The sequence below is a fragment of the Micromonospora sp. C31 genome (assembly GCF_018070575.1).
Classification (GTDB): Bacteria; Actinomycetota; Actinomycetes; order Mycobacteriales; family Micromonosporaceae; genus Micromonospora.
Genome location: NZ_JAGPXN010000008.1, coordinates 128033 through 154349, shown reverse-complemented (window position 1 = coordinate 154349; position 26317 = coordinate 128033). Strand labels below are relative to the sequence as shown.

General features: G+C 74.7%; 26 protein-coding genes. 12 read left to right on the top strand and 14 right to left on the bottom strand.

Annotated features, from left to right (window positions below; genetic code table 11):
- Positions 1–153: 153 nt before the first annotated feature.
- A complete protein-coding gene (locus tag KBX06_RS13340) occupies positions 154–1074 on the bottom strand; it encodes a hydroxymethylglutaryl-CoA lyase (RefSeq protein ID WP_374225626.1) in 921 nt (306 codons plus the stop codon).
- Between the two features lie 1012 nt (positions 1075–2086).
- Here KBX06_RS13340 and KBX06_RS13335 point away from each other — a divergent pair.
- Positions 2087–2938, top strand: a complete 852-nt coding sequence (locus tag KBX06_RS13335) for a hypothetical protein (RefSeq protein ID WP_210834821.1) — start codon at positions 2087–2089, stop codon at positions 2936–2938.
- A 22-nt stretch (positions 2939–2960) separates the two neighbouring features.
- Here the strand turns inward: KBX06_RS13335 and KBX06_RS13330 are convergent, their stop codons facing one another.
- The 4 genes from KBX06_RS13330 to KBX06_RS13315 form a co-directional block, all read right to left on the bottom strand.
- Positions 2961–4328: an acetyl/propionyl/methylcrotonyl-CoA carboxylase subunit alpha gene (locus KBX06_RS13330; RefSeq protein ID WP_210834820.1), complete on the bottom strand. Its 1368-nt coding sequence runs from the start codon at positions 4326–4328 to the stop codon at positions 2961–2963.
- A gap of 78 nt (positions 4329–4406) precedes the next feature.
- A complete protein-coding gene (locus KBX06_RS13325; RefSeq protein WP_210834819.1) occupies positions 4407–5030 on the bottom strand; it encodes a TetR/AcrR family transcriptional regulator in 624 nt (207 codons plus the stop codon).
- A 42-nt stretch (positions 5031–5072) separates the two neighbouring features.
- Positions 5073–5711, bottom strand: a complete 639-nt coding sequence (locus KBX06_RS13320; RefSeq protein ID WP_210834818.1) for a VanZ family protein — start codon at positions 5709–5711, stop codon at positions 5073–5075.
- Between the two features lie 48 nt (positions 5712–5759).
- Complete coding sequence (locus tag KBX06_RS13315; protein WP_210834817.1) at positions 5760–5978, bottom strand: hypothetical protein; 219 nt, start codon at positions 5976–5978, stop codon at positions 5760–5762.
- A 147-nt stretch (positions 5979–6125) separates the two neighbouring features.
- Here KBX06_RS13315 and KBX06_RS13310 point away from each other — a divergent pair, with 147 nt between their 5' ends.
- Entirely contained in the window at positions 6126–6671 is a 546-nt protein-coding gene (locus KBX06_RS13310; protein ID WP_210834816.1) for a SigE family RNA polymerase sigma factor, read from the top strand.
- The gene (locus tag KBX06_RS13305; protein WP_210834815.1) at positions 6668–7849 is read left to right on the top strand and encodes a hypothetical protein; all 1182 of its coding nucleotides are present in this window, start codon (positions 6668–6670) and stop codon (positions 7847–7849) included. Before KBX06_RS13310 ends, KBX06_RS13305 begins: the two co-directional genes overlap by 4 nt.
- Positions 7850–7930: 81 nt before the next feature.
- On the opposite strand, the gene KBX06_RS13300 is transcribed toward KBX06_RS13305, so the two are convergent.
- The 3 genes from KBX06_RS13300 to KBX06_RS13290 form a co-directional block, all read right to left on the bottom strand.
- Positions 7931–8833, bottom strand: a complete 903-nt coding sequence (locus KBX06_RS13300) for a sulfurtransferase (protein ID WP_210834814.1) — start codon at positions 8831–8833, stop codon at positions 7931–7933.
- Positions 8834–8898: 65 nt separating this feature from the next.
- The gene (locus KBX06_RS13295) at positions 8899–9345 is read right to left on the bottom strand and encodes a hypothetical protein (RefSeq protein WP_210834813.1); all 447 of its coding nucleotides are present in this window, start codon (positions 9343–9345) and stop codon (positions 8899–8901) included.
- Between the two features lie 3 nt (positions 9346–9348).
- Complete coding sequence (locus tag KBX06_RS13290; RefSeq protein ID WP_210834812.1) at positions 9349–10116, bottom strand: SGNH/GDSL hydrolase family protein; 768 nt, start codon at positions 10114–10116, stop codon at positions 9349–9351.
- A gap of 418 nt (positions 10117–10534) precedes the next feature.
- On the opposite strand from KBX06_RS13290, the gene KBX06_RS13285 reads away from it, so the two are divergent.
- From KBX06_RS13285 to KBX06_RS13260, 6 genes are all read left to right on the top strand, one after another.
- Positions 10535–10906, top strand: coding sequence for a hypothetical protein (locus KBX06_RS13285; RefSeq protein ID WP_210834811.1), 372 nt, complete (start codon positions 10535–10537; stop codon positions 10904–10906).
- Positions 10903–11403: a roadblock/LC7 domain-containing protein gene (locus KBX06_RS13280; protein WP_210834810.1), complete on the top strand. Its 501-nt coding sequence runs from the start codon at positions 10903–10905 to the stop codon at positions 11401–11403. The genes KBX06_RS13285 and KBX06_RS13280 overlap by 4 nt, the downstream gene beginning before the upstream one ends.
- 127 nt (positions 11404–11530) lie before the next feature.
- Entirely contained in the window at positions 11531–13300 is a 1770-nt protein-coding gene (locus KBX06_RS13275; RefSeq protein ID WP_210834809.1) for a proline--tRNA ligase, read from the top strand.
- Between the two features lie 56 nt (positions 13301–13356).
- Complete coding sequence (locus KBX06_RS13270) at positions 13357–13782, top strand: CBS domain-containing protein (protein ID WP_210834808.1); 426 nt, start codon at positions 13357–13359, stop codon at positions 13780–13782.
- Positions 13783–13856: 74 nt separating this feature from the next.
- Positions 13857–14285: a SufE family protein gene (locus KBX06_RS13265; protein WP_210834807.1), complete on the top strand. Its 429-nt coding sequence runs from the start codon at positions 13857–13859 to the stop codon at positions 14283–14285.
- Between the two features lie 20 nt (positions 14286–14305).
- Positions 14306–14941: a DsbA family protein gene (locus KBX06_RS13260; protein WP_210834806.1), complete on the top strand. Its 636-nt coding sequence runs from the start codon at positions 14306–14308 to the stop codon at positions 14939–14941.
- Positions 14942–15137: 196 nt separating this feature from the next.
- Here KBX06_RS13260 and KBX06_RS13255 read toward each other — a convergent pair whose 3' ends face one another.
- Positions 15138–15686: a YbaK/EbsC family protein gene (locus KBX06_RS13255; RefSeq protein ID WP_210834926.1), complete on the bottom strand. Its 549-nt coding sequence runs from the start codon at positions 15684–15686 to the stop codon at positions 15138–15140.
- A 150-nt stretch (positions 15687–15836) separates the two neighbouring features.
- Here KBX06_RS13255 and KBX06_RS13250 point away from each other — a divergent pair, with 150 nt between their 5' ends.
- Positions 15837–16037: a hypothetical protein gene (locus tag KBX06_RS13250; protein ID WP_210834805.1), complete on the top strand. Its 201-nt coding sequence runs from the start codon at positions 15837–15839 to the stop codon at positions 16035–16037.
- 278 nt (positions 16038–16315) lie between these two features.
- Here the strand turns inward: KBX06_RS13250 and KBX06_RS13245 are convergent, their stop codons facing one another.
- The 3 genes from KBX06_RS13245 to KBX06_RS13235 form a co-directional block, all read right to left on the bottom strand.
- Positions 16316–16510, bottom strand: a complete 195-nt coding sequence (locus KBX06_RS13245) for a hypothetical protein (protein ID WP_210834804.1) — start codon at positions 16508–16510, stop codon at positions 16316–16318.
- A gap of 37 nt (positions 16511–16547) precedes the next feature.
- A complete protein-coding gene (locus KBX06_RS13240; protein WP_210834803.1) occupies positions 16548–17333 on the bottom strand; it encodes an SDR family oxidoreductase in 786 nt (261 codons plus the stop codon).
- Between the two features lie 202 nt (positions 17334–17535).
- Positions 17536–18930, bottom strand: coding sequence for an MFS transporter (locus KBX06_RS13235; protein WP_307854612.1), 1395 nt, complete (start codon positions 18928–18930; stop codon positions 17536–17538).
- Positions 18931–19294: 364 nt separating this feature from the next.
- On the opposite strand from KBX06_RS13235, the gene KBX06_RS13230 reads away from it, so the two are divergent.
- Both KBX06_RS13230 and KBX06_RS13225 read left to right on the top strand, forming a co-directional pair.
- Complete coding sequence (locus KBX06_RS13230) at positions 19295–23758, top strand: HAD-IC family P-type ATPase (protein WP_210834802.1); 4464 nt, start codon at positions 19295–19297, stop codon at positions 23756–23758.
- A 64-nt stretch (positions 23759–23822) separates the two neighbouring features.
- Complete coding sequence (locus tag KBX06_RS13225; RefSeq protein WP_210834801.1) at positions 23823–24626, top strand: MBL fold metallo-hydrolase; 804 nt, start codon at positions 23823–23825, stop codon at positions 24624–24626.
- Positions 24627–24727: 101 nt separating this feature from the next.
- Here the strand turns inward: KBX06_RS13225 and KBX06_RS13220 are convergent, their stop codons facing one another.
- Both KBX06_RS13220 and KBX06_RS13215 read right to left on the bottom strand, forming a co-directional pair.
- The gene (locus tag KBX06_RS13220; RefSeq protein ID WP_210834800.1) at positions 24728–25147 is read right to left on the bottom strand and encodes a CBS domain-containing protein; all 420 of its coding nucleotides are present in this window, start codon (positions 25145–25147) and stop codon (positions 24728–24730) included.
- 122 nt (positions 25148–25269) lie between these two features.
- A complete protein-coding gene (locus KBX06_RS13215) occupies positions 25270–26256 on the bottom strand; it encodes an L-threonylcarbamoyladenylate synthase (RefSeq protein ID WP_210834799.1) in 987 nt (328 codons plus the stop codon).
- Positions 26257–26317: the final 61 nt, after the last annotated feature.

Here is a 26317-nt window from a genome sequence, read left to right as displayed (position 1 = left end):
CGGCGACCCACACCCGCCTTACCCCCGCGCCCCTCCGCACCCCCGCGCCGCGCCCGAGCCACGCCCGAGCCGTGGTGATCAAGAGGTTTGCGTCACAACAATGCGGGTTCGACCCGAACCTCTTGATCACCACCAAAGGGAAGGGGGCCGGGGTCAGGTGGGGAGGGGGGTCAGTCGGGTGCGTGGACCGGCGCGCAGGACGCCGGAGGGGAGCCGCTTGCCGACCAGCTCCTCGGCCAGCTCGGCCACCTCGATCAGGGCGTCCAGGTCGATGCCGGTGTCGACGCCCATGTCGTGCAGCATGTGCACCGTCTCCTCGGTGGCCAGGTTGCCGCTGGCCCCGGGCGCGTACGGGCAGCCGCCGAGGCCGCCGACGCTGGCGTCGAACTCGGTCACCCCCAGCTCCAGGGCGGTCAGCATGTTGGCCAGCGCGGTGCCCCGGGTGTTGTGGAAGTGCAGCAGCACGGGCACGTGCGCGTTGCGGTCGCGTACCGCCGTCAGCAGCTCACGGACCCGCCGGGGCGTACCCATGCCGGTGGTGTCGCCGAAGGCCACCCGGTCGGCGCCGTCGCGGACCACCCGGTCCACGATGGCGGCCACCCGGGCCGGGTCGGTGTCCCCCTCGTACGGGCAGCCGAAGCTGGTCGCCACGATCACCTCGGCCTGCGCGCCGGCGCCGTGCAGCAGGTCGATCAGCTCGGCGATGTCGTCCAGCGACTCGTCGGTGGACCGGTTGACGTTGCGCCGGTTGTGCGTGTCGCTGGCCGAGACCACCACCTCGATCTCGGTGAAGCCGGCGGCCAGCGCCCGCTGCGCGCCCCGGGTGTTCGGCACCAGCGCCGAGTAGCGCACCCCGTCGGCCTTCGCGGCCCGCTGCCACACCTGGTCGGCGTCGGCCATCTGCGGGATCGCCTTGGGGTGCACGAACGAGACGGCCTCGATCCGCTGCACCCCGGTGCCGGAGAGGGCGTCGAGCAGCCGCACCTTGGCCTCGGTCGGGATCGGCTCCTCGTTCTGGAGCCCGTCGCGCGGCCCGACCTCCCGGATCGACACGGAGTTCGGCATTTCCGCCATAGGGGTCACCTCACTGTGACGTCGGGCCGCCGGAGGGCCGTCGCGCCGCCGCCCTCGTGCGGGCGGCCGGCGGGCGACGCCGGACGGCCGGTGGTCCCTCCAGACAACCAGACCCCCGGGAGCCGACGCCAGGCCGGCCCTCGCGCGCGCCGCTTCCGCCGCCGACCCGCCCCACGTGGTACGCCTAACAGTTCTCCGGCCGCGCCGGCCGGACCTGCTGTGCGGCGCCCGGTCGCCGGGGTGGCCCGTTCGGTCCGCCGCCGGGGGCCACGTTCGTCGGAACCGGGGGACCGGACGTCCAGAACGCCCCGTCGCACCGATCGATCCCGCCCCCGGGTCGCTACGGTTGGCACGCCCCGGCCCGCCACGATGGGTCGGAGCGGCGAGGAGCCGGTTTCGGCCCGCCCCTCGCCACCCGCCTTCGGGATCAGTGCTGCGACGGTCCTTCCAAGAGCTCCGCAGCCACCCGAAGCGTCGCCGAGAGGGCGCCGGCGAACGCGACGGCGTCCTCTCGGCCCAGGAGCACGGCCATGGCCACTGCCCCCTCCGCGCCCAGCGACACGGACCGGAGCCACCGGGCCACTGGCCTCCGTACGACGGGACGCCCGGAGCCGTCGATCTGTCTTCCTCTTGTCATTTTCATCCGTCCGAGATGCAAGATGCAGCGATGGAATTTCCACCGGCCGAAATGCGCATCCCGATAAGCGCCGAACAACCGGTTCGACGCCGCACCGGACGCGCGAAGGGAACAACGACGCGGCACGGCCGGACGCGCGCCCTTCTGGCCGGGTAGCCACCGGCGACGGCCGGCCAAAGTGGACCGTTGACGCCAGCGACGGCGGCCCGTTCGTCGGCAAGGAAAAGGGCCGGCGACAGCCGACCGGGCTCGCAACGTCCAACCAGGACAACCACCCGGCCAAAACTGACCATGGAGACAGGAAAAGCGAGCCCCCCGTTGATCAGAGGGGGTACAAATACGGTTCCGAGTCATGTAGCTCTTGGAAGGACCGACATGACCTCACACCACTCTCCGTCGCACCCGACGGGGAAACAGCATCAGCGGCACCGGCTCGTCCCTCGGGCGCGACTGGCCGCCGACTACGAGGCCCGGTACGGCTCGGCGGCGGTCGCCGCGTACGGGCTGGCCGTGCGCGACGTCGTCGAGGGCTGCCCCGAGATCGGGCCGGTCGACACGTGGAGCAGGCTGGCCGAGCTGATCTGCCGGGAACGGCCCGGACGGCACCGCAACACCCTGCGCAAGAAGCTCTCCCGACACTTCACCGCCGAGACGAAGGGCCCGCCCTGGCCCACCGTGGTCCAGGTCGTGGAGTTCACGGTCGCGCCGGGCGAGCGCCCAGCGCTGCTGGACCACCTCGGCCGGCTGTACGAGGAGGCCCGGAAGGAGAAGCCGCCGTCGGAGGGCCGCGAGCCGGCCGGCCCGCACGTCGACCCGGGAGCCGACGCCGGTAGGACGGCCCGCCGGGAGCAGCAGGAAATTGCCTCGCTGAAGCAGCAGCTCGCCGACAGCCGGGCCGAGAATGCCCGGCTACGCGCCGCCCGCCACGCGGCCGGTCGGCTGGCCGGCCCGGGGCGCGCGCCGCACCGGCCGCCCGCCGCCGTGCCCCGCCCGCAGGACGTGCCCAGGCAACGCGATCCCTCGACCCCGGCCACGGCATCGCACGGGGGTCGCAACCCGGGTCGCTTCACCGCCAACCCGCCGACGCCCCGGCTCGATCAGACGTGGTTCACGCCCGCCACCAACTGGATCCCGGGGTGCCGGCACGACCCGCTCCCGCGCGCGCAGGGCGGTCTCCTGCAAGGTCGACCAGGAGGTGGCGTCGGCGTCCCGACACACACCTCCTGACCCACCAGGCCCGCCGGGGCGGTCAGCGCATGCGGGAGACGATGCCGGTGTCGTAGTCGCCGGAGAGGAACTCCTGGTTCTCCAGGAGTTCGGCGAAGAAGGGCAGGTTGTTCTTCGGGCCGCTGAGTTCGAAGGCGGCCACCGCCGCCCGCGCCCGCTCGATCGCCTCGGCCCGGGTCGCGCCGTTGACGATCAGCTTGGCCATCAGGCTGTCGTAGAACGGAGTGACGGTGTTGCCCTCGACGTAGCCCGAGTCCACCCGTACGCCCTCACCGGTCGGCTCCACCCAGGTCTTGATCACACCGGGGCCGGGCAGGAAGCGCTTCGGGTCCTCGGCGTTGACCCGCAGCTCGATGGCGTGCCCGCGCGGGGCGAGCGCGTCCGGGTCGAAGGTCGGCGCCAGGCCGGCGGCCACCCGCAGCTGCTCCTCGACCAGGTCGACGCCGTAGACCAGCTCGGTCACCGGGTGCTCCACCTGGAGCCGCGTGTTCATCTCCAGGAAGTAGAACTCCTCCGAGCCGGGGCCGTCGCCCTCGGAGTCCCGCTCACGCGGGACGAGCAGGCACTCGACCGTGCCCGCGTTGCGGTAGCCGACCGCCTCGCCGGCGCGCACGGCGGCGGCGAGGATGCGCTCGCGCAGCTCCGGGGAGACCGCGGGCGACGGCGACTCCTCAACCAGCTTCTGGTTGCGCCGCTGCACCGAGCACTCCCGCTCGCCGAGGGCGACCACCCGGCCGTCGGCCAGGCCGAGGATCTGCACCTCGACGTGGCGCACCCGGGGGAAGTACCGCTCGATGAGCACCGAGCCGTCGCCGAACATGCGCTCGGCGAAGGAGCGCACCTTGTCGTACTCGCTGCGCAACGCGGCCTCGTCGGTCGCCACGCCCATGCCCATGCCGCCGCCACCGGCCGCGGCCTTGACCATCACCGGGTAGCCGATCTCCGCCGCCGCCGCGACCGCCGCGTCGAGGTCGGCCGCCGGGTCGGTGGTGCCGGGCGCGACCGGCACGCCGGCCGCCGCCATCAGGTTCCGAGCGTTGATCTTGTCGCCCATCGCGGTGATCGCGTCCGCGCCGGGCCCGATCCAGATCAGCCCGCTCGCCTCGACGGTACGGGCGAACTCCGCGTTCTCGGACAGGAAGCCGTAGCCGGGGTGGACGGCCTGCGCACCGGTCGACTTGGCGGCGGCGAGGATGGCCTCGACGTTGCGGTAGCTCTGGGCCGGGTTGGCCGGTCCCACGCACACCGCCTCGTCGGCCTCCGTCACGAACGGCAGGCCGGCGTCGGCCTCCGAGTGCACCGCGATCGCGCGGATGCCGAGCCGCCTGGCGGTCCGGATGATCCGGCGGGCGATCTCGCCCCGGTTGGCGACCAGCAGCGACTCGATCATGTTTCCTCCCAGCGTCCAGGGGTCGGGACGGTGCTAGAGAACCACGGCCGGGAGGTTACCGACGAGTTGGGGCCGGGGTCAGGACCCGGGATGGGCCAGGAGGGCGGCCAGGGTGGCGGCGCGCAGCAGCTCGGCCCGGCGGCGCCGGTCCACCTCGCCGCCCAGGAACGGCGTCGAGTTCATCAGGCCGAACGCGGCGTGGGCCAGCACCCGCGCCTCGCCGTCGGGCATGCCCGGGTGCAGCGCGGTCAGCACCGTCACCCACTGCTCGACGTAGAGCCGCTGGAGCCGCCGGATCCGGCGGCGCGGCTCGTCGGGGAGACGGTCCAGCTCGTGCAGGTGCAGGGCGATCACCGCCGGGTTGGCCAGCGCGAAGTCGACGTGGAAGTCGATCAGCGACTCCAGCGCGCCGCGCGGGTCGTCGGGGTGCCCGGCGGACCGCTGCTGGCCGCCGGCCAGCAGCTCCTCGCTGACCGGGATCAGCGCGGCGACCAGCATGGCCTCCTTGCCGGCGAAGTGATGGTAGAGCGCCGGGCCGGTCACCCCGGCGGCCGCGCCGATGTCGTCCATCGAGACGCCGTGATAGCCCCGGGAGGCGAAGAGGCCGACCGCGATCTCCAGGATCTCGTCCTTGCGGGACCGGCGCCGGCCCGCCCCCGCGGCACCGTTCGCCCTGCCCCGTGCCTGCTGCTCCACCGTCACCGGGCAAGCGTAGACCTCGACCGGCCCGGCGTGGAGCCTCCGCTACCCGTCGGTTGGCTCACGCCCGGCGCCTGCCGGTGACACCGAGGCCTGGCCCCTCGATCCTCGGTCCGGCCGAGCCCCGACGGTCGCCGGCGTGACCGCACCTCCGACCGGCCGCGCCGGCTGCGCCCACCAGCGCCGCGACAGCAGGCCGGCCAGGGCGGCGCCCGTAGCGTTGAGCAGCACGTCGTCGGCCGAGGAGACCCGGCCGAGGTCGAGCGCGTACTGGAGCGACTCGACCAGCACGGAACCAGCCGCCCCGAGCAGGAACAGCCGGCCGACGCCGGCGAGTGCGGCCAGGCGTACCGGGGCGAAGAAGCCCAGCGCGGCGAAGACCAGCAGGTTGCCGACGACCTGGACCACGGCGGTCGTCGGCGGCCCGGTCAGCAGGTCCACCAGGTCGCGCAGCGGCACCGCGTCGACCTGCCGGGGCGCGGGCCGGGGGGTGAGGATCATCCACACCCACGGCAGGGTGCCCGCCACCGCGCCCACCTCGGCGACGCTGCGCCGCCACGACTCCCCGGGCGTCGCGGCGTCGCGCCGGTGACGCGCCAACACGGCGGTGAGCAGCACCAGCAGGGGCAGCCCGGCGGCTGCGGCGAGCAGCACCCCACCCCAGTCACGCCACACCTGGCCCACCGGGGCAGCCTAGCCGCGCACCTCGTCGCGCCTGTTCCACCGGGCAGCCTAGGCGCGCGTCCCGTCGCGCCGGTCGAGCCCGGAGAGGCGCATCGCGACCCGGTGCCGGGCCGGCGGCACGGCGTCGAGCAGCCGGAACATCAGGTTGCGGGCCGGGTGGTCGACGCGGACCCGGCCGAACTGGTCGCCTGGGTCGCCCCGACCGTCCAGCGTTACCTGCGCGGCACGCCCGACGCCTGACCGGACGCCGCAACAGCCGCGGCCCATCAGCGCGGGACCCGACCACCCGGCGGGTAGTCGTCGGTCGCGCCGACGCCGTCCGGCACTGCGGCGAACGGCCGCCCAACCTTTTCCGGGCCCCGTGCGTCTGACTGTTGACGCGGAACGCGCGACGGCCGGCCGGAGGGAGGGCGGATGGGACCGCCGACGACCGACGACGGGCGGGACGGCTACGTCACCTTCGTCGAGTGCCACCAGCACCGGCTGCTGCGCGCGGCCTACCTGGTCTGCGGCAACCGGCACCAGGCCGAGGACCTGCTCCAGGAGGCCCTGCTCAAGCTCGCCCTGCGCTGGCCCGCCGTGCGCCACGGCGACCCGGCCGCGTACGTGCGGGCCATCCTCTACCGCGACGCCGTCTCCTGGTGGCGACGGCGCCGCCGCGAGTGGCTGAGCGCGTACCCGCCGGAGCAGGCCACGACCGAGGGCGACGGAACGCTGCGGCTCGCACTGCGCGACGCCCTCGGTCAACTGCCGCCCCGGCAGCGCGCCGTGCTGGTGCTGCGCTACTTCGAGGACCTCACCGAGGCGGCCACCGCCGAGGCGCTCGGCGTCACCGTCGGCACCGTCAAGAGCCAGTGCCACGCGGCGCTGCGCCGGCTCCGCGAGGTGGCACCGGAGCTTCGCCACGACGAGGGACGTCCCGACGGGGGTCTGGTCAGCGGAATGGAGGTGAACCCGTGAGGGAAGAGGAACTGCACCGGCTGCTCACCGTCGCCGCCGAGGACGTCCGGCCGGCACACCCGGCGACGACCGGCTGGGAACGGGCCCGCCGGGTGCGTCGCGCCCGCCGCGCCGCCGGCGCCACCGCGCTCGCGGTCGCCCTGCTCACCGGCGGTACGGCACTGGTCCTGCGCCCCGCCGACCCGCCGCCGCCGGCCACCACCGCGACACCGGGCCGGAGCCCGACGCCGTATCCCGTGCCCGTCCGGACGCTCCCGGCCGAGCTGGCCTATCCGGGGCACCCGCTGGGCCGCCTCGGCGACCCGGTCGGCGCGACGCTCTCGGCCCGACCGGTCCGCCGGGCGCTGGCGCTGCACCAGCCGGTCGACCCGCAGACCGGCGTCGCGGGGCGGATCCGGGTGCTCGGCGACGACGGCGTCGTACGCGACCTCGACGTGGTCGCCCCCGCCCCGACCCGCGACGCCGGAGGCAACGAGGCGGCGCCGCTGAAGACCGGGAGCCTCTCCCCGGACGGGCGGACCGCCGCCTTCGCCCAGACCGACGAGGTGATCGTGGTCGACCTGACCACCGCCGCCGTACGCCGCCATCCACTCAAGGGCTACCTGGAGCACGTCCTCTGGTCCGGCGACCGGCTGCTCGTCGGCGACGACGACACCACGTACGAGCTGGACCGGGGCACGGGCGCCGCCCGGAAGATCCCGGTGTCGCCCTGGAACGTGGCCGCGCCCGACCCCACTGGTCAGCCGGATCTCCTGCTGGAGTCGGGCGGCACGCCGCCGAGCCTGACGCGGGTCCGCTGGGGCGGCGACGGGACGCACCGGGACAGCCAACCCGTCGACTTCCGCGCGCTGCCCCCGGGCCACCGGGTCGACGAGTTCTACGGACGCGGCTGGCTCAACGGCCACCTGCTCGCGCGGGCCGGCTGGGCCACCATCGGCAACTCGAGCGGAATGGAGGGGGTCGCGGTGCTGGACGCGCGTACCGGCGTGGTGACCCACCTGCTCGACGTGGGCTGGGGCCGGTGGAAGAGCTGCTGCGAGGTGCTCGGCTGGGACCCCGACAAGACGGTGCTGCTCCGCTACGACCCGGGCGGGCTGCTGCGCTGGCGGCCGGATACCGGCGAGATCACCGGCGTGGTCAAGGACCTGTACGGCGAAATCTCCCTCGCCACCGGCTGAGCGCGCCGGCCCTGCCGGCGTACCACCGCAGGGGCCGGTCACCGCGCGACCGCGGCGGTCGCGCGGGGACCGGCCGACGCGTCAGCCCGCCAGGCCGCCGGGCTGGTCGCCCTTGACGACGGGAGCCCTGACCAGGTTGCCCCACTCGGTCCACGAGCCGTCGTAGTTGCGCACCTGCGGGTAGCCGAGCAGGTGCCGCAGCACGAACCAGGTGTGGCTCGACCGCTCGCCGATGCGGCAGTAGGCCACGATGTCGTCGTCCGGGCTGAGCCCGAGCTGGTCGGCGTAGATCGCGCGCAGTTCGTCGGCCGGCTTGAAGGTGCCGTCGTCGTTGGCGGCGGACTTCCACGGCTTGCTGACCGCCCCCGGGATGTGCCCGCCGCGCAGCGCGCCCTCCTGCGGGTAGTCCGGCATGTGCAGCATCTCGCCGGTGTACTCGCCCGGCGACCGGACGTCGACCAGCGGGCGGCCCGCCGCCACGTGCGCCATGACCTGCTCCCGGTACGCCCGGACCGGCGCGTCGTTGCGCTGCGGCACCGGGTAGTCGGCCTGCGGCCGGGCCGGCTTGTCGCGGGTCAGCTCGCGCCCCTCGGCGATCCACTTCTGCCGACCGCCGTCCAGCAGCCGCACGTCCGGGTGGCCGAAGAGGCTGAACACCCACAGGGCGTACGCGGCCCACCAGTTGAAGTTGTCGCCGTAGAAGACGACGGTGTCGCCCCGGCCGATGCCCTTCGCGGCGCACAGCTCGGCGAAGCGCTTGGCATCGAGGTAGTCGCGGGTCACCTGGTCGTTGAGTTCGGTGTGCCAGTCCACCTTGACGGCGCCCGGGATGTGGCCGGTGTCGTAGAGCAGCACGTCCTCGTCGCACTCGACCACGACGAGGCCCTCGTCGCCCAGGTGCTCGGCCAACCATCCGGTGGTGACCAACCGCTGCGGGTCCGCGTACGACTGGAGTCGGGGATCGGGATCGCTCGGCACAGACATGGTCCCCAAGGTACGCCGCATCCCCGGCTCACGGTCGGTGATCGGCAAGCGGCGTCGCCCGACGGTCAGGCGCGGCGGTGGGCGATCCGGCCGGCCACCACGGTCACCAGGCAGGCCCCGTCGGCGTCGAGGACGGCCAGATCGGCGCGACCGCCGGGAGCCAGCGTCGGCGGTGCGGCGGCGGGCAGCACCAGCAGGTCGCTGCGCTCCACGGCGCCTCGCAGCGCCGGATCGGTCAGGTGGCCGGCGAGCACGGCGGTCACCCCGAGGCGCAGCAGCGCGTGCACCCGCTCGCGGGGAGTGTCGGCGACCGGCAGCGGACCGTCGTGCAGCAGCCCCGGCCCGAGCGTGCCCGGCCAGCGGCGGACCCGGGCTTCGGCGTACGCCTCGGTCAGCTCGGCCAGCGGTCCGACCGCGACGATCCGGTCGGCCCGGACCGCGACGGCGGCCCCGGCGACGGGTGCGGCGTCGGGTGCGGTCCGCAGCAGCGGCGCGGCGTGCAGGGTGAGCACGACTCAGTCGGCGATCGGGTCGAGCGACGGGCGCTTGGCGGTGACCGTGTCGCCGGAGGAGCGGCCGGTGAGGCGGCGCTTGATCCACGGCGCCAGGTGCCGCCCCGCCCAGCGCAGGTCGGCGGCGCGGGCGGCCAGCCAGGGCGTCGGCGCCGGGTGCGGCGGCACCATCAGCCACTCCTCGTCGCAGCCGACGCCGAGCGCGTTGAGCACCTGCGCGGCGACCCGCCGGTGCCCGGCCTCCGACAGGTGCAGCCGGTCGGTGCTCCAGAGCATCGGGTTCAGGTACGCGTCGTCGGCGTACAGGTCGACCAGGATCGCGCCGTGCCGCTCCGCGGTCTCGCCGACGGCCCGGTTGAGCAGTTGCACCCGGGGCGCGACGAGCCGTTGACCGGGCAGCCGGGCCATCACGTCGGCGAACCGGAAGAGAACCACGTCGGCGCCGCCGGAGCGCAGCCGCCGCACGACGTCGTCGAAGCGGGTGACCAGGGCCTCCGGGTCGAAGGCGCGACGGAGCACGTCGTTGCCGCCGGCGGCGAAGCTGATCAGGTCGGGCCTCATGGCGAGCGCGGCGGGCACCTGCTCGGCCACCACGCCGGGGAAGAGCCGGCCCCGGATGGCCAGGTTCGCGTAGCGGAAGTCGGGGCCGGTCTCGGCGGCCAGCCGGGTCGCCACCAGGTCGGCCCAGCCCCGGTAGCTGCCGTCCGGGTACGCGTCGTCCATGCCCTCGGTGAAGCTGTCCCCGACCGCCACGTAACTGCGCCAGCGCACCTGTTCATCCCTCCGACGTGCGGCAGGGAGGGACGCCTCGTCGTCGTTGGCCGTGGAGAGTGTCCCTTCCCGACGCGGGACAGTCTCCACCAGCAGGGCCGGCGACGGGGTGGTCGTCGGGCAAACGTGGCGGAGGTCATCGTGGACAGCGGCGCGGCGGGACGCCTGGTCCCCGCCCGCCTCGGGCCGAGTGAGCTCGATGGCTGCTTTCGGCCATCCGTCGGAGCGTTCCATTTACGGGACTGCCGGCCGGCCGGCACGGTCCGGTCAGGTGGATGGCGACGCCAGCAGGTGCGCCGCGGCCTGCGGTGTGCGAGCCTCGTCCAAGCCCTTTTACAAGGTCACACCGCTTGTAACCGCCGGATCACCCGCTGCACCGCAGACGGCGACGCCGCCCGTAAGTTCTGGGAGAAACACCGTGCCGAACCTCGACCTGGCACTGAAGAGCGCGATGAGCATCGACGGCGCGATCGGCGCCGCACTCGTCGACTACAACAGCGGGATGACGCTGGGCGTGGCCGGCGGAACCGGGGAGATCGACCTGACGGTCGCCGCCGCCGGCAACACCGATGTCGTCCGCGCCAAGCTGCGCACCATCGAGATGCTCAACCTGAACGACGAGATCGAGGACATCCTCATCACGCTCGGCACCCAGTACCACCTGATCCGCCCCGTGACCAGCCGCACCGGCAAGGGGCTCTTCCTCTATCTGATGGTGAGCAAGAGCCGTGCCAACCTGGCGATGGCACGCCACCAGCTGCGCAGCATCGAGGAGAGCCTGGAGCTGTGAGCGGGATCGACGACACCGAGACTCCCCTTCCCCGCCGCACCGCACGCACGGGCACCCTGCCGCCGCCCCGGCCGTTGCCCCCGTCGCTGGCCGGGAACACCTCGCTGCCGTACCCGGCGATCGGGCAGGAACTGTCGGAGCTGCGCCTACAGATCCCCGGGGTGCACGGCTGCGTCCTCGGCGGCGTGGACGGCCTGCTCATCACGCACAACCTGCAGACCGACGTCGACCCGAACGACCTGGCAGCACTCGCCGCCACCACGTTCGGGCTGGGCCGGCAGGTCGGGCTCCGGCTCGGGCAGGGCGACTTCCAGCAGTCCACCGTCCGCAACGCCGGCGGCTACCTGAGCGTCTACGCGGTCAGCTCGCAGGCGCTGCTCGCGGTGGTCGGCGAGGACAGCATCAACGTGGCCCGGCTGCACCTGCACGCTCCGGCGGTGGCGGGGCGGCTCGCCGGACTGCTGAATCAGGTCACGCCCGCCGGCCACGGGTCCTGAGGACGGGCCCTGCCCCGGCAGTGGGCAGGGTCCGCCACCGCGGGAGGATGACCGCGGACGGCGAGTAGTTCCACACGCCGGAACAAATCGGATCGCCGGCCGCCGGTGCCCGCCGTACGCTGCGCCAATGCTGCTGCGCATGTCGACCCTGCTGCTCCGGACCCTGCGCGAGGACCCGGCGGACGCGGAGGTGCCGAGCCACCGGCTACTGCTGCGCGCCGGCTACATCCGTCGCGCCGCACCGGGCGGCTACACCTGGCTGCCGCTGGGCAAGCTGGTGCTGGACCGGGTCACCGACGTGGTCCGGCAGGAGATGGCGGCGATCGGCGACCAGGAGGTGCACTTCCCCGCGCTGCTGCCCGCCGAGCCCTACCGGGCCAGCGGCCGGTGGGCGGAGTACGGCGACGACATCTTCACCCTCGCCGACCGGCGCGGCGCGGAGCACCTGCTCGCACCCACCCACGAGGAACTGGCCGCGCTGCTGGTCAAGGATCTGTTCACCTCGTACCGGGACTTCCCGGTGACGCTCTTCCAGGTGCAGACGAAGTTCCGCGACGAGGCGCGGCCCCGCGCCGGCCTGCTGCGCGGGCGCGAGTTCCTGATGAAGGACGCCTACTCGTTCGACCTCGACGAGGCGGGCCTGCAGGCCGCGTACGAGCGGCACCGGGGCGCGTACCGGCGGATCTTCGACCGGCTCGGGCTGGAGCACACGATCGTGCACGCGACGTCAGGGGCGATGGGCGGTTCGGCGTCGGAGGAGTTCCTGGCGGCGACGCCCGTCGGCGAGGACACCTTCGTCGGCTGCACCGCCTGCGACCACGCGGCCAACACCGAGGCGGTGACCACGCCCGCCCCGCCGGCCGGCGACCCGGACGCCCAGCCGGCGACGCAGGTGCACGACACCCCCGATACTCCGACCATCGCCAGCCTGGTCGCGCTGGCCAATGCCCGGCGCCTGGGCGGGCGGGACGACTGGACCGCCGCCGACACCCTGAAGAACGTGGTGCTCGCCCTGCGCCGCCCCGGCGCGGAGGAGGCCGAACTGCTGGTGGTGGGGCTGCCCGGCGACCGGGAGGTCGACCTGAAGCGGCTCGGCGCGGCGGTCGCTCCGGCCACCGTGGACGTCTTCGACGGCTGGGACGCCCACCCCGGGCTGATCCGCGGCTACATCGGCCCGCAGGTCATGGCGAAGCTCGGCATCCGCTACCTGGTCGACCCGCGGGTGGTGCCGGGCAGCGCGTGGCTGACCGGCGCGAACGAGCCGGGCCGGCACGCGACGGGGGTGGTCTGCGGCCGGGACTTCGTCCCGGACGGCACGATCGAGGCTGCCCAGGTGCGCCCCGGTGATCCGTGCCCGGCGTGCGGCACCGGCGAGCTGACCATGCGGCGGGGCATCGAGATCGGGCACATCTTCCAGCTCGGTCGTCGCTACACCGACGCCTTCGCCGTCGACGTGCTCGGCCCCGCCGGCAAGCCCGTCCGGCCCACCATGGGCTGCTACGGGATCGGGGTGTCCCGCGCGGTCGCCGCGATCGCCGAACAGCACCACGACGAGCGGGGGCTCATCTGGCCGGAGGCGGTCGCGCCCTGCGACGTACACCTGGTGGCCGCCGGGAAGGGCCCGCAGCTCGACGCGGCGTTGGAGCTCGGCGGGCGCCTCGCCGCCGCCGGCCTACGGGTGCTCGTGGACGACCGGACGCACGTCTCGGCCGGGGTGAAGTTCACCGACGCCGAGCTGATCGGCGTCCCGCGCGCCGTCGTGGTCGGCCGGCGTCTCGCCGAGGGGTACGTGGAACTGCGCGACCGGGCGTCGGGCGAGCGCGTCGAACTGACGGTCGACGGGGTGGCTGACCGACTCGTCGAACGGGTACACCGGGAGCGCGGGGTCGTGGTGTAGCGAATGTGTCACGGGGTACCGCAGTCCGATCGACCGAAGGCGTTCTGGAGGCTCTCATGACCGGTTACCGGGTCAGCGACGTGATGACGAAGCAGGTCATCTACCTGCCCGACGAGACCACCCTGGACGAGGCGGCCAGGGTGATGAAGGAGGCGGACATCGGCGACGTGGTGGTGACCGACGGCGCCACCCTCGCCGGCATGCTCACCGACCGGGACATCGTCGTCCGGGCGGTGGCCGAACGCAGCGACCCGGCCACCACCACGATCGGCTCGATCGTCACGCGCGAGGTGGTGATGATCGAGCAGCACTCGACCGCGGCCGAGGCCGCCGCCCTCATGCGGGAGCGGGGCATCCGGCGCGTGCTGGTCTGCGACAGCGAGCGCAAGCTGGTCGGCATCGTCTCCCTCGGCGACCTCGCGATGCAGCTCGATCCCCACTCGGCGCTGAGCGACATCAGCGAGCAGGCACCGACCGTCTGAGGTGTAAGGAAGGGCCCCTTCCTAACGCCTGCGGTATAGGAAGGGTCCCTTCCTTACGGCGGTAGCCTCGGGGCATGTCATCCATGCCGGCCAGACTTTCCGAGATCGTCGACGAGTTCGCCGCCGCGCCCCGCGACGTGGTGCTGGAGATGCTGCTGGAGTACGCCGACGTCATCCCGCCGCTGCCCGCCGGCTCCGCCGACCGGGAGGGCATGGAGCAGGTGCCGGAGTGTCAGACGGCGTTCTTCCTGCGCGCCCGGGTGACTCCGCAGAAGACGGTGGAGACCCTCTTCGACTGCCCGCCGGAGGCGCCGACCACGCGCGCGTTCGCCGGTATCCTCGCCGAGGGGCTGGCCGGGGCGAGCGCGGACGAGGTGCTCGCCGTGCCCGACGACCTCTACCAGCGGATGGGGCTGGCCCAGGCGATCAGCCCGCTGCGGGTGCGCGGCGGCACGGCCATCCTGGCCCGGCTCAAGCGGCAGGTCCGGGAACAGACGCACTAGACGGAGGGTTGTCACCCGACATGGAGATCGAGATCTACGCCGACGTCGTGTGCCCCTGGTGCTACATCGGCAAGCGTCGGCTGGAGCAGGCCCTGGAGTCGTACGACGGCGAGGTGACCGTCCGCTACCGGCCGTTCCAGCTCGATCCGTCGCCGGTGGCGGAGCCCCGTCCGCTGGTCGAGGCGATGGCCGCGAAGTTCGGCGGGCCGGACCGGGTCCGGCAGATGTTCGGTCAGGTGACGGAGGTGGCGACCCAGGTCGGCCTGAAGCTCGACTTCGACCGCGCCGTCGCGGCGAACACCTTCGACGCGCACCGCCTGGTCGACTGGGCCACCGAGCGGGGACGCGCCGCCGAGATGGTCGACGCGCTCTACCGCGCCCACTTCACCGACGGTGTCGACGTGGGCTCCCGCGACGCGCTCGCCGGGCTCGCCGCCGAGGTGGGCCTGGACGCGGCCGAGGCCCGCCGCTTCCTCGACTCGGGCGAGCGGACGGCGGAACTCTCCGACGAGCTGGCCACCGCCCGGCAGATCGGGGTGACCAGCGTGCCCACCTTCGTGCTGGCCGGCAGGTACGCGGTCACCGGCGCCCAGGAGCCCGATACGCTGCTCGCCGCCATGGCCGAGGTGGAGCGTCGCGAGGCAGCGGCCGACTGAAACCCGCCCTGCCCCAGCCATAGCGTCGCAAGTCGCCCTGCCCCAGCCAAGGCGCCGCAAGCCGCCCTGCCTGAGCCAAAGCGTCGCAAGGCCGAAGCCGACTGAGCCACCCTGCGGATCGGCGCGACCGGCCGCCGACCCGGGACATCGACGTGCGCGATGTTTCACGTGCAACGATATCGACGTCTGTGACTACTTAGGCCGATCTGGCCAGCCCTTCCACGACACGCACGCCGGGCAGGGCGCCGAGCGCCGGCCCGGGCAGCGCAATCTTGCTGTGCCGTACGCCCGACCCGATGATCACGTGCGGGGCGGCGATCACCCGCGCGTCGACGAGGATCGGCCACTGCTCCGGCAGCCCGATCGGAGTGATGCCGCCGTACTCCATGCCGGTCAACTCCACCGCCTCGGCCATCGGCGCGAAGCTCGCCTTCCGCACGTCGAGCACGCGCCGGGCCACCCCGTTGACGTCGACGCGGGTGGTGGCGAGCACGACACAGGCGGCGTAGCGCACCGCCCCCTCACGCTTGCCGGCCACCACGACGCAGTTGGCCGACTCGTCCAGCCCCACCTCGTACGCGGCGCAGAAGGCGGCGGTGTCGGCGAGTTCCGCGTCGATCGGCGCCACCAGCACGTCGTCCACGTCCACCGGCGCCTCGGCGGGCCACTGCCCGACGGCGGCGGCGACCGGCGGCGCCAGCAGGTCGAGCCGGCTGCGGGCAGGTTCGGTCTTCAGCGTCCCCATCACGCCTGCGATCCTCGCACCCGGCCACGCCCAGGGTTCCACCACACCGCCGACGGCCGGAAACGTCGCCGGCAGGGGGTCACCCCTATCGATCCCGAGACGCGGCTCGGCGGGGTGTGAGAGCCGGGGCTGCCGGGTACCGCCGCCGACATGAGTGATCTTCCGCTGGACATCCTGACCGACGCCGGCTTCACCACCGAAGAGGCGAACTCCATCGTCGACCATCTCCTCAAGGGTGTCGACACCCACGACGGGAGGGCCGAGACCGACCGGATCGACGTCGAGGCGCTCCCGCCGGAGAAGAAGGCCGCCATCGACAAGTTCAACCTGGCCGTGGCCGCCGACTTCTAGCCACCAGGAACACCGGCCCCCGTCCCGGACCACCCGGGACGGGCCGGCCGGGGACGGACCGGCCGGAGACGGACCGGCCGGGGACGGACCGGCCGGAGACGGACCGGCCGGAGACGGACCGGCCGGAGACGGACCGGCCGGAGACGGACCAGCCGGAGACGGACCAGCCGGAGACGGACCAGCCGGAGACGGACCCGCCGGAGACGGACCCGCCGGGCACCGACAGGAAGAGCACCGCCGGGGGGAGGCAGCCAGGGCCGGGCCGGGGTGGCGTCGGGTCAGTTGCCCGTGAGGAAGCCCTTCTCGCGCAACAGGGCGCGATCCCGTACGGCGGCCAGTTCCTCCGCCCGCTCGGCCTTGACCCGACGCACCTCCATCTCCTCCAGGGCGTGACGGACGGCGAGCCGGATCACGCCGTAGAGGAAGACGAATCCGGCGACGTACAGGACGACGGTGGTGACCATGGCGAACATGGCGTCACGGTAGGTCGGACGTGAACGCGGGAGCCGTTCATCTTGCGCCGGTTCCCCCGTACGTGTCGGCGAGATGGTCGGCCCAGGTCCGGGTGCCCGTCGGGGCCGCCCCGGTGACCAGGCCACCCGAGCGCAGGGCACGGCCGAGCCGGCCGGGTATCCGCACCGGCAGCAGCGGACGGCGGGAGCGCCGGGCGGCCGTCCACGCGCGGGCCGCCTCGTCGAAGCGGAGCACCTCCGGGCCGCCGTACTCCTCGACGCCTCGCAGCGGGCCGGCGGTGAGCCGTCGGACCAGGCGGTCCGCGACCTCGCCGGGATCGACCGGCTGGGCGAGCACCGCCGGGTCGCCGAGCACCGGACCGAGCCGACTCGCTCCGCGCAGCATCCCGTCGAGGAACTCCGGGAACTGGGTCGCCCGCAGCACGGTCCACGGCACCGTCCCGGCCGCCACGACCTGCTCCGCGGCGAGCTTGTGCCGGTAGTAGGGGATCGGCACCCGGTCCACCCCCACGATCGAGACGTGGACCAGGTGCCGTACGCCCGCCTGGCCGGCGGCCACGACCAGCCGGCGCGTGCCGAGCACGTCGACCCGGTGGGTCTGCCGCCCCCGGTTGGGCGACGAGGCCAGGTGCAGGACGGCGTCCACACCGGACACCGCCTCGACCACCCCCTCCCCGGTGGCCAGGTCGACCACCGCCCACCGCACCGACGGATCGGTACGCGCCCGCCGGCTCGTCGCCCGGACCTCCCAGCCCTCGGCGCGCAACCGGGGCAGCACCACCCGTCCGAGCCGACCGCCCGCCCCGGTGACCAGCACCCGCATGGTCCACCTCCCTCGCTCCTGCCGTCGCGCCCGACACGCGACAGTGGTGCAGACGGCACCCGGCCCGCGCGTGTGACCGACTGTGCGGCGGCTCACCGGGGCAGGTCGGCCCGGGTGACCAGCAAGCCCGCCGTGACCCCGCCCGCCACCACCGGGGCCCGCATCGGCCCATCGCCGCCAGCCGTCCCAACGACCGGAGCGGTCAGCCGACGCGGACCCCGGGCGGGCCGGGCACCACCCGACCGGCGAGCACGACACCCAGCAGGGCCAGCCCGGAGGCCACCGCGAGCGTGCCGGCGTAGCTGGCCGGACCCGGGGCCTCCCCGGCGGCGAGCACGGCGCCGGTGAGCGCCAGCACGGTCGCCGCGAAGAGCGAGTCGCCCAGTTGCAGCGAGGAGCTGTTACGGCCCTGCTCGCCGGGGGCGGACAGCTCCAGCGTGAGCACCGACAGCGAGGGGTAGAGCAGCCCCATGCCGAGGCCCGCGCCGGCCCAGCCGAGCACGCCGACCCAGACCGGCACCGCCGGCGCGACGGCGAGCGTGACCACGGCCGTACCGGCCGCGATGCACGTCAGACCCGCCCTGGGCAGGGTGGCCCGGGAGCGCGGGGCGGGCATCCGCCCCTGCAACCAGGAACCCGCCGACCAGGCGAGCGCGCCGGTGGTCAGGACCAGGCCGGCGGCGGTCGGCGACAGCCCGCGCTCCCGGGAGAGCATCAGCGGGATGACCACCTCCGCGCCGACGAACGCCGCCGAGGCGAGACCGCGCAGCCCGATCACCGTGGGCAGGCCCCGGCCGGCGCGCAGGAACCCGGCCGGCAGCAGCCGGGGCGCGCAGACCAGCAGCCCGACCAGCGCCAGGGCCGCCAACCCGACGGCGGCGGCGCCGCGCTGCTGCCCCCCGATGTGCAACAGTGCGGCGCTCACCCCCGCCCCGCAGGCCCAGCCGATCCGGGCCAGTGCGCCGGACGGCAGCCCGGTCACCGTGGTCGCGCCGATCGACCGCAGGCCGGGGTGGATCAGCAGCACCGCCGGCACCGCCACCACCGGCACCGCCAGGAAGACCCAGCGCCAACCGAGGTGTTCCACGATCAGGCCGGCCAGCGCCGGCCCGACCAGCGACGGTACGACCCACGCGGCGGCGAACGCCGCGAAGATCCGCCGGTGCGACGCCTCCGGGTACGCCTGCCCGACGATCACGTACAGCGCCACCGAGAGCAGACCGGAGCCGAAGCCCTGCACGATCCGGCCGGCCACCAGGACGCCCATGCTGGTGGCGCCGCCGGCGAGCAGCAGCCCCAGCACGAACCAGACGAGCCCGTGCCACATCGGCGCCCGGGGCCCCCGGGAGTCGCACCAGATGCCGGAGGCCACCATGGCGAGCACGCCGGCGGCGAACGGCCCCCCGAAGGCGATCCCGTAGAGGGCCAGCCCGTCGAGGCTGCGGGCGACGGTCGGCATGGCGGTGCCCACCGCCAGCGCCTCGAAGGCGAGCAGCGAGATCAGCGCGACGCTGCCCACCGTCATCGCCCGCAGCCGGGGTGCGAAGAGCCCGGCCTCACCGGCGGCCGGGGCCGCGGGCGCCGCAGTGTCGGTCACCTCCGGCCCGCCGGGTGCGGCAGCCGCGGCGGTCGGTGGCCGAGGCTGGGCCGCGGGTCCGGCGTACCCGCCTCGCAGCGGAGCAGTTCGATCAGCACGTGATCAGCCTCTGACCTCAACCCGGATTGAGGTCAAGGGTGATCCGGCTCTCTCTCCGGCCCCCGAGACCGGCGGAAGCTCGATGCGCGCACGGCCGCCGGGCCCCGCCCGCCGTGCGGAAGGAACTTCCGCTGCTCCGAGGGCATAACGCACGACCCGCCGGGAAGCCAGGCCGCCGGAGCGCAGGCGTGGGAGGCGAGATGGCGTACGGCGGGAGCAGCGGTCGCGAGGTGCCTGACCGGCGCCTGTCCGGTCGTACGCCTCGATGATCTCCCTGGGCCGCGCCGCCGGCCGGCTCCTTCCGCCGGTCCCGGTGCCGTCGATCGTCGGCGAGGCGTCCCGGAACGTCGGTGCCCTGGCGGCCCGCCTGGTGCGGGTGGCCGGGCTGGGCCGACGCCGGGTCTGGTCCCGCCCCGGCCGGCACCACATCGAGGTGCTCGGGGTCTGCCAGGACGGCGGCGACGTCCTCGCGCGTCAGGTCGAGGCAGCGTTGGAGCGGATGCCCGGCGTACGGTGGGCCCGGGTCAACGCCCCGTCCGGCCGGGTGGTCGTCGCCGTCGGTACGCCGGAGCCGGCCCTGCGGGACCTCATCGCGACCGTCGCCCGCACCGAACGCGCCTGCCCACACGAGCCGGACCCGGAGATCCCACCGCCGCACCCGCCCGAGGAGGGACCGCGCACGCCGCGCACCCTCGGCGCGTTGGCCTCCGACGCCCTGGGCCTGAGCCTCTCCGCCGCCACCCGGATCCTGCCGTTCACACCGGTGCCCGGGGAGGTCGCCGGGCTGCTCGGCGCGGTCGACCTGCACCCGAGGCTGCACGCGCTGGCGAACCGGGGGCTGCGCGCCGACCCCCGGGCCGAACTGCTCTTCCCGCTCGCCGAAGCGGTGGTGCAGGGCCTGACGGGCGGCTGGACCGGGCTCGTGCTCGACGGCGCGCAGCGGGTGGTCCAGTGGGGCGAGGCGCGGGCCCAGCTCCGCGCGTGGACGCAGGCCGAACCCCGACTGACCGGCGACCCGGAACGGGCCGTGGCCCGGGCGCCGAAGGTGGAGCGCCCCCGGCCGAAGCCGGACGGCCCCGTCGAGAAGTACGTGTCCCGCAGCCTCGCCGCGGGCGCCGCCGCCGCAGCCGCCGCGACGCCCGTCGTGGGCCCGAAGCGGGCCGCCGCGCTGGGCCTCTCCACGCTGCCCAAGGCTCCTGGCAGCGGACGCGAGGGGTACGCCGCGCAGCTCGGCCGGATCCTCGCCCGGCGCGGGGTCATCGCGATGGACCGCAGCGTGCTGCGCGAACTGGACCGCATCGACACCCTGGTACTGGACGCCGCCGTGCTCGGCTCCGACCGGGGCGTGCTGGCGGACCTGGCGCCGCTGGGCGGGGCGGACACCGGGCAGGTTGCGGGGCGCGCGTTCGCCCTCTTCGACCCCGCCGCCCCCCGGCAGCCGCGGCACGCCGACGGCTGGCGGCTCGGGCCGTTGGACACGCTGGACGTCGAGAACCCGGGCGACACCGCCGACAGCCGGCGGCTGCGCGACGCGGGCGGCACCCTGCTCGGCCTGGCCGACGGCGACACCCTCGCCGCCGTGCTGCGGGTCGAGCCGGAGCCGGCGCCGGGCGTCGACGCCCTGCCGGCCGCCGCCCGCCAGGCCGGCCTGCGGCTGGTCGTGGCCGGCGACGACGAGCAGCGGTACGGCTTCGCCGACGCCCACCTGCCGGGCCGCGACCGGCTGGTCGAGTCGGTGCGGGCGCTGCAACGCGACGGCGCCGTGGTGATGGTGGTCTCCGGCGACCGCGCCGCGCTCGGCGTCGCCGACTGCGGCCTGGGGCTCTCCGGCCCCGAGGAGCCGCCGCCCTGGGGCGCGCACCTGCTGGCCGGCGCCGACCTGCGGGTGGCGGCGCTGCTGATCGAGGCGACCGGGGTGGCCCACCGGATGACCCGGCAGAACATCGGCCTGGCCGTGGCCGGCACCGGCCTCGGTGCACTGGGGGCGTTCACCGCCGCGCCCGCGCGGCTGCCCAACCGTGCCCTCGCCGCCGTGAACGGCGCGGCGGCGCTGGCCTTCGCGCACGGCGTCCTGCGGGCGCACCGGCTGCCCGACCGACCGGACGGCCCGGCACCGGCCGTCAAAGCCTGGCACCTGATGCCGTCCTCGACCGTGCTCGACCAGCTCGACACCGACCCCGACGGGCTCACCACCGCAGAGGCCGAACGCCGCCGGGGCGACCGGACCGTGCGGGCCTCCGGGCCGACGGGGCTGCTCCGCGCCTTCGTCGACGAGCTGACCAACCCGCTCACCCCGGTGCTGGCCGCCGGGGCGGTGCTCTCGGCCACCTTCGGCTCACCCGTCGACGCCGCCCTGGTCGGCGGCGTGGTCGGCGGGTCGGCCCTGCTCGGGGCGGTGCACCAGCACAACACCGAGCGTTCGCTGGCCGAGCTGCTGTCCCGCTCGGCGGTGACCGCCCGGGTACGCCGCGACGGCGCGGAGCGGACGCTGCCGGCCGAGGAGCTGGTGCCCGGCGACGTCGTCCTCCTCGAATCGGGGGACGCCGTCCCGGCCGACTGCCGGGTGCTGGGGTCGGCCGGGCTGGAGATGGACGAGTCCTCGCTCACCGGCGAGTCGCTGCCGGTCGGCAAGACCGAACAGCCGGTGGTCGCCGCCGCCGTCGCCGACCGGCGGTCGATGCTCTACGAGGGCACCAGCGTCGCGGCCGGCCACGGGACGGCGGTGGTGGTCGCGACCGGCGCGGACACCGAGGCGGGACGGAGCCTGGCGATGGCGCGGCAGGCCCCGCCGTCGAGCGGCGTGGAGGCGCGGCTGGGCCGGCTGACCCGGGCGGCGATCCCGCTGGCAGCCGGCTCGGCGGTGGCGGTCGCCGGCGCGGGGCTGCTGCGGGGCGTACCCCTGGCCCAGACCGCCGCTACCGCCGCGAACCTGGCCGTCGCATCCGTGCCGGAAGGGCTGCCCTTCCTGGTCAGCGCCGCGCAGTTGGCCGCCGCGCGACGGCTGGCGGAGCACGGCGCGCTGGTCCGCAACCCGCGCACCATCGAGGCGCTCGGGCGGGTGGACGTGCTCTGCTTCGACAAGACCGGCACCCTCACCGAGGGGCAGCTGATGCTCGCCGGGGTCGGCGACGACGGCCGGTACGCACCGGTCGACCGGCTCGACGACGCCCTGCGGCTCACCCTCGCGACCGCGCTGCGCGCCACCCCGGGCGCCGACGAACCCCACGACCTGGCCCAGCAGACCGACCGCGCGGTCCGCGCCGGCGCCCAAACCGCCGGGGTGACCGAGCAGACCGGCGCCCAGGGCTGGGAGCCGGTCGACGGGCTGCCGTTCGAGCCGTCCCGCGGCTACCACGCCACCGTCGGCCGGGCCGGGGACCGGCTGCTGCTCAGCGTGAAGGGGGCCCCGGAGTCGGTGCTGCCCCGGTGCTCGGCCCGGCGTACGCCGGAAGGAGGCGACGAGCCGCTCGACGACGAGGGGCGCGACGGCCTGCACGCCATGCTCGCCGACCGGGCGGCGGCGGGGCACCGGATCCTCGCCGTGGCCGAGTGCCGGGTCTCCTCGCCCGGCGTCACGGACGGGCAGGTGCACGACCTGACCTTCGTCGGCCTACTGGCCCTCGCCGACGGGGTACGCGAGAGCGCCGCCCCCGCCGTGCGCCGCATCCGCCAGGCCGGCGTGCACACCATCATGATCACCGGCGACCATCCGGCGACCGCCGCGGCGATCGCGGCGACCATCAGCGCCCACGAGGAGCAGCGGGTCGTCACCGCGACGGAACTCGACCAGCTCGACGACGAGGCCCTCGCCGCGCGACTCGCCGCCACGGACGTGGTCGCCCGGTGCACCCCGGCGCACAAGGTACGGATCATCCAGGCTTTGCAGACGTGCGGGCGTACGGTGGCGATGACCGGCGACGGCGCCAACGACGCCGCGGCGATCCGACTGGCCGACGTGGGCATCGCGCTCGGTCAGCGGGGCACCCCGGCCGCCCGGGCGGCGGCCGACCTGGTGGTCACCGACGACCGGCTGGAGACCATCATCGCCACCCTCGTCGAGGGCCGGGCGATGTGGTCCTCGGTACGCCACGCGCTCAGCATCCTCGTCGGCGGGAACCTCGGCGAGATCGCGTTCAGTGTGCTGACCGCCGCCGCGACCGGCCACTCGGCCCTCACCGGCCGGCAACTGCTCCTGGTGAACCTGCTCACCGACCTGGCACCGGCGTTGGCGATCGCGGTACGCCCACCCGCGGCGGACCACGCCGACGGCCTGCTCCGGGAGGGCCCCGACACCTCGCTGGGCGAGACGATGACCCGGGAGATCGGGCTGCGCGCCGCCGCCACGACGCTGGGCGCCACCGCCGGCTGGACGTTGGCCCGCTACACGGGGCGACGTCGGCGGGCGGGCACCGTCGCGCTGGTCTCGCTGGTCGGCACGCAGCTCGGACAGACGGTGCTCGCCGGCGGCACCAGTCCGGCCGTACTGGCCTCCACCGCCGCGTCGCTCGGGGTGCTGGTGGTGGTGGTCCAGACACCGGGGGTCAGCCACTTCTTCGGCTGCACGCCGCTCGGTCCGGTCGGCTGGAGCATCGCGACGGGCTCCGCACTCGGCGCCACCCTCGCGAACGGCGCACTCACCCGCCTGGTGGAGCGCCTGCCCCGGCCCGAGTCCGGGCCGGCGGACCCGTCCGACTCCCCCGGGCGGTCGCCGGCCGACGGGCCGGCGTGACCGTGGCCCTCGCGGACCGGCATGGCCGCGCCGATCACGGGTAGAGCCACCGGTGGAGGTGCGCATGTCCACGACGCAGGCGGAGGTCACGTTCGTCGGCACCGCCACCACGGTGCTACGGATCGGCGGGTTCACCCTGCTCACCGACCCGAACTTCCTGCACCGGGGCCAGCGCGCGTACCTGGGCAAGGGGCTCTGGTCCCGCCGGCGCACCGACCCGGCGTTGCGGATCGCCCAACTGCCCTCGCTGGATGCGGTCGTCCTCTCCCACCTGCACGGCGACCACTTCGACCGCGTGGCCCGCCGCGAACTCGACCGCGAACTGCCGGTCGTCACCACCCCCGCTGCCGAGCGGAAGCTGCGCCGCTGGGGTTTCCAGGCCGCCGAAGGGCTGCCCACCTGGACCTCCCGGGAGCTGCGCCGGGACGGCGAGACGCTGCGGCTGACCTCGATGCCGGGCAGGCACGGGCCGGGCGCGCTGGACCTGCTGCTGCCCGACGTGATGGGCACGATGATCGACCTGGAACGCGACGGTAGCCGCCGGTTCCGGCTCTACGTCACCGGCGACACGCTGAACCGGCCGATGCTGGCCGCCATCCCCGAGCGGTACCCGGGCATCGACGCGATGCTGATCCACCTCGGCGGCACCCGGATCGCCGGCCTCCTGCTGACCATGGACGCGCGGCAGGGCACCGACCTCGTCGAGCTGGTCCGGCCGAAGCTCACCGTGCCGATCCACTACGACGACTATCCGGTGTTCCGCTCACCGCTGGGCCACTTCGTGGCGGAGGTCCGGCGGCGGGGCCTCGCCGGAAGCGTCCGCACCATCGCCCGCGGCGAGACCGTCCCACTGACCCCACCGGGCTGAGCCGCCGGCCCGCCCCGTCCGCCGCAGGCGGGCGGACCCACGTACGCCGATCGCCGCCTCCCGGCCGGGGCCGGAGGGCGACGATCGGTCGCGATCCTCGGTCAGGCGCGCTCGGAGATGGCCTCGATGAGGTCGCCCACCGGGCGCTCCGGCAGGGAACGGGCCACGTCGGCGACCGCCACGATGCCGACGAGGTCGTGCCCGTCGATCACCGGCAGCCGGCGCACCTGGTGCTGGCTCATGGTCCGCAGGACCTCCGCCGCGTCGTCGTCGGCACCGATCGTCACCGCCTCGCCCTGGGCGAGCTCACCGGCGGTGACCCGGCCCGGGTCGCGACCCTCGGCGAGGACCTTCACCACGATGTCGCGGTCGGTCAGCATGCCCTTGAGCCGGTTGTCGTTCCCGCAGATCGGCAGCGAGCCGACGCCCAGCTGGGCCATCTGCTTCGCAGCCGTCCTGAGGTCGTCCTGCTCACGGATGCAGGTCACGTCGTTCGTCATGATCTCACGTGCGGTCGGCATTGGCTGACACCTCACTTCCAGGGGATCGTTGCCGTATCTCCTACCCCCGTCCTCCCGGCCCATGCACCCGGAAGGAACCGCCGGCGCACGGTGGTCGGCAGGAGCGGTGTCCAGCGCCCGCCTCACCCCGCCGGGTGCCAGGTGGCGGCGGCGCGGCGCAACCGGTCGTTGACCGCGCGGCCGACGCCCACCTCCGGAACCGGCTCGACCAGGATCTCACCGACCCCGGTCGCGTCCAGCTCGTGCAGCGCGTCGAACAGCCGCGCGGCGGCCTCGGTCAGGTCACCGGCGGCGGAGAGCACCTCCACCGCCGCCCAGTCGCCCGCCGGCCGGTCCCGGAAGGCCAGGAAGCCGCGCCGGACCCCGTCGGCCGCCGGCGGCTCGCCGCCCGACGCCAGCCGCAGCGGCGTACGCGGGGCGTAGTGCGCCGCCAGCGTGCCGGGCGCCACGGGCTGCCCGGAGCTGCCCGGGCGTACGGTCACCGGGCCGGCGACCTCCTCCAGCGCCTCAACGGGCAGCGCGCCGAGGCGCAGCACCACCGGCCGCCCGCCCCGGGCGTCCACGATGGTCGACTCGATGCCGCACCGCGTCGGCCCGCCGTCGAGCACCACGTCCACGGCGCCACCCAGGCCCCGCACCACGTGCTCGGCCCGCGTCGGGCTGAGCTGGCCGAACCGGTTCGCGCTCGGCGCCGCCACCGGCACCCCGGCCTCGCCGACCAGCGCCAGCGCGTACGCGTTGTCCGGCACCCGCACCGCCATCGTCGCCAGCCCGGACGTGACGATCGGCGGGATCGCCGCCGGCCGGTCGACGATCAACGTGAGCGGGCCGGGCCAGAAGCGCTCAGCCAGCGCCGCCACCGCCGCCGGTACCGCCCCGACCAGCTTCTCCAGCTCGGCGGCGTCGGCGAGGTGCGTGATCAGCGGGTCGAAGCTGGGCCGCGCCTTCGCCTCGAAGATCCGGGCGGCGGCCCGGGCGTCCAGCGCGTTCGCGCCCAGCCCGTAGACGGTCTCGGTGGGAAAGGCCACCAACCCGCCGGTACGCAGGACGGAGGCCGCCTCGGCGATGCCGCTGTCGGCCGGTAGCACGCGTGGGGATCCGGTGGTCACGCACCGACGCTAACGTGCCGGGGGCGGGGCCCTGCCGCCGACCGCCACTGCTCGCCTCCCC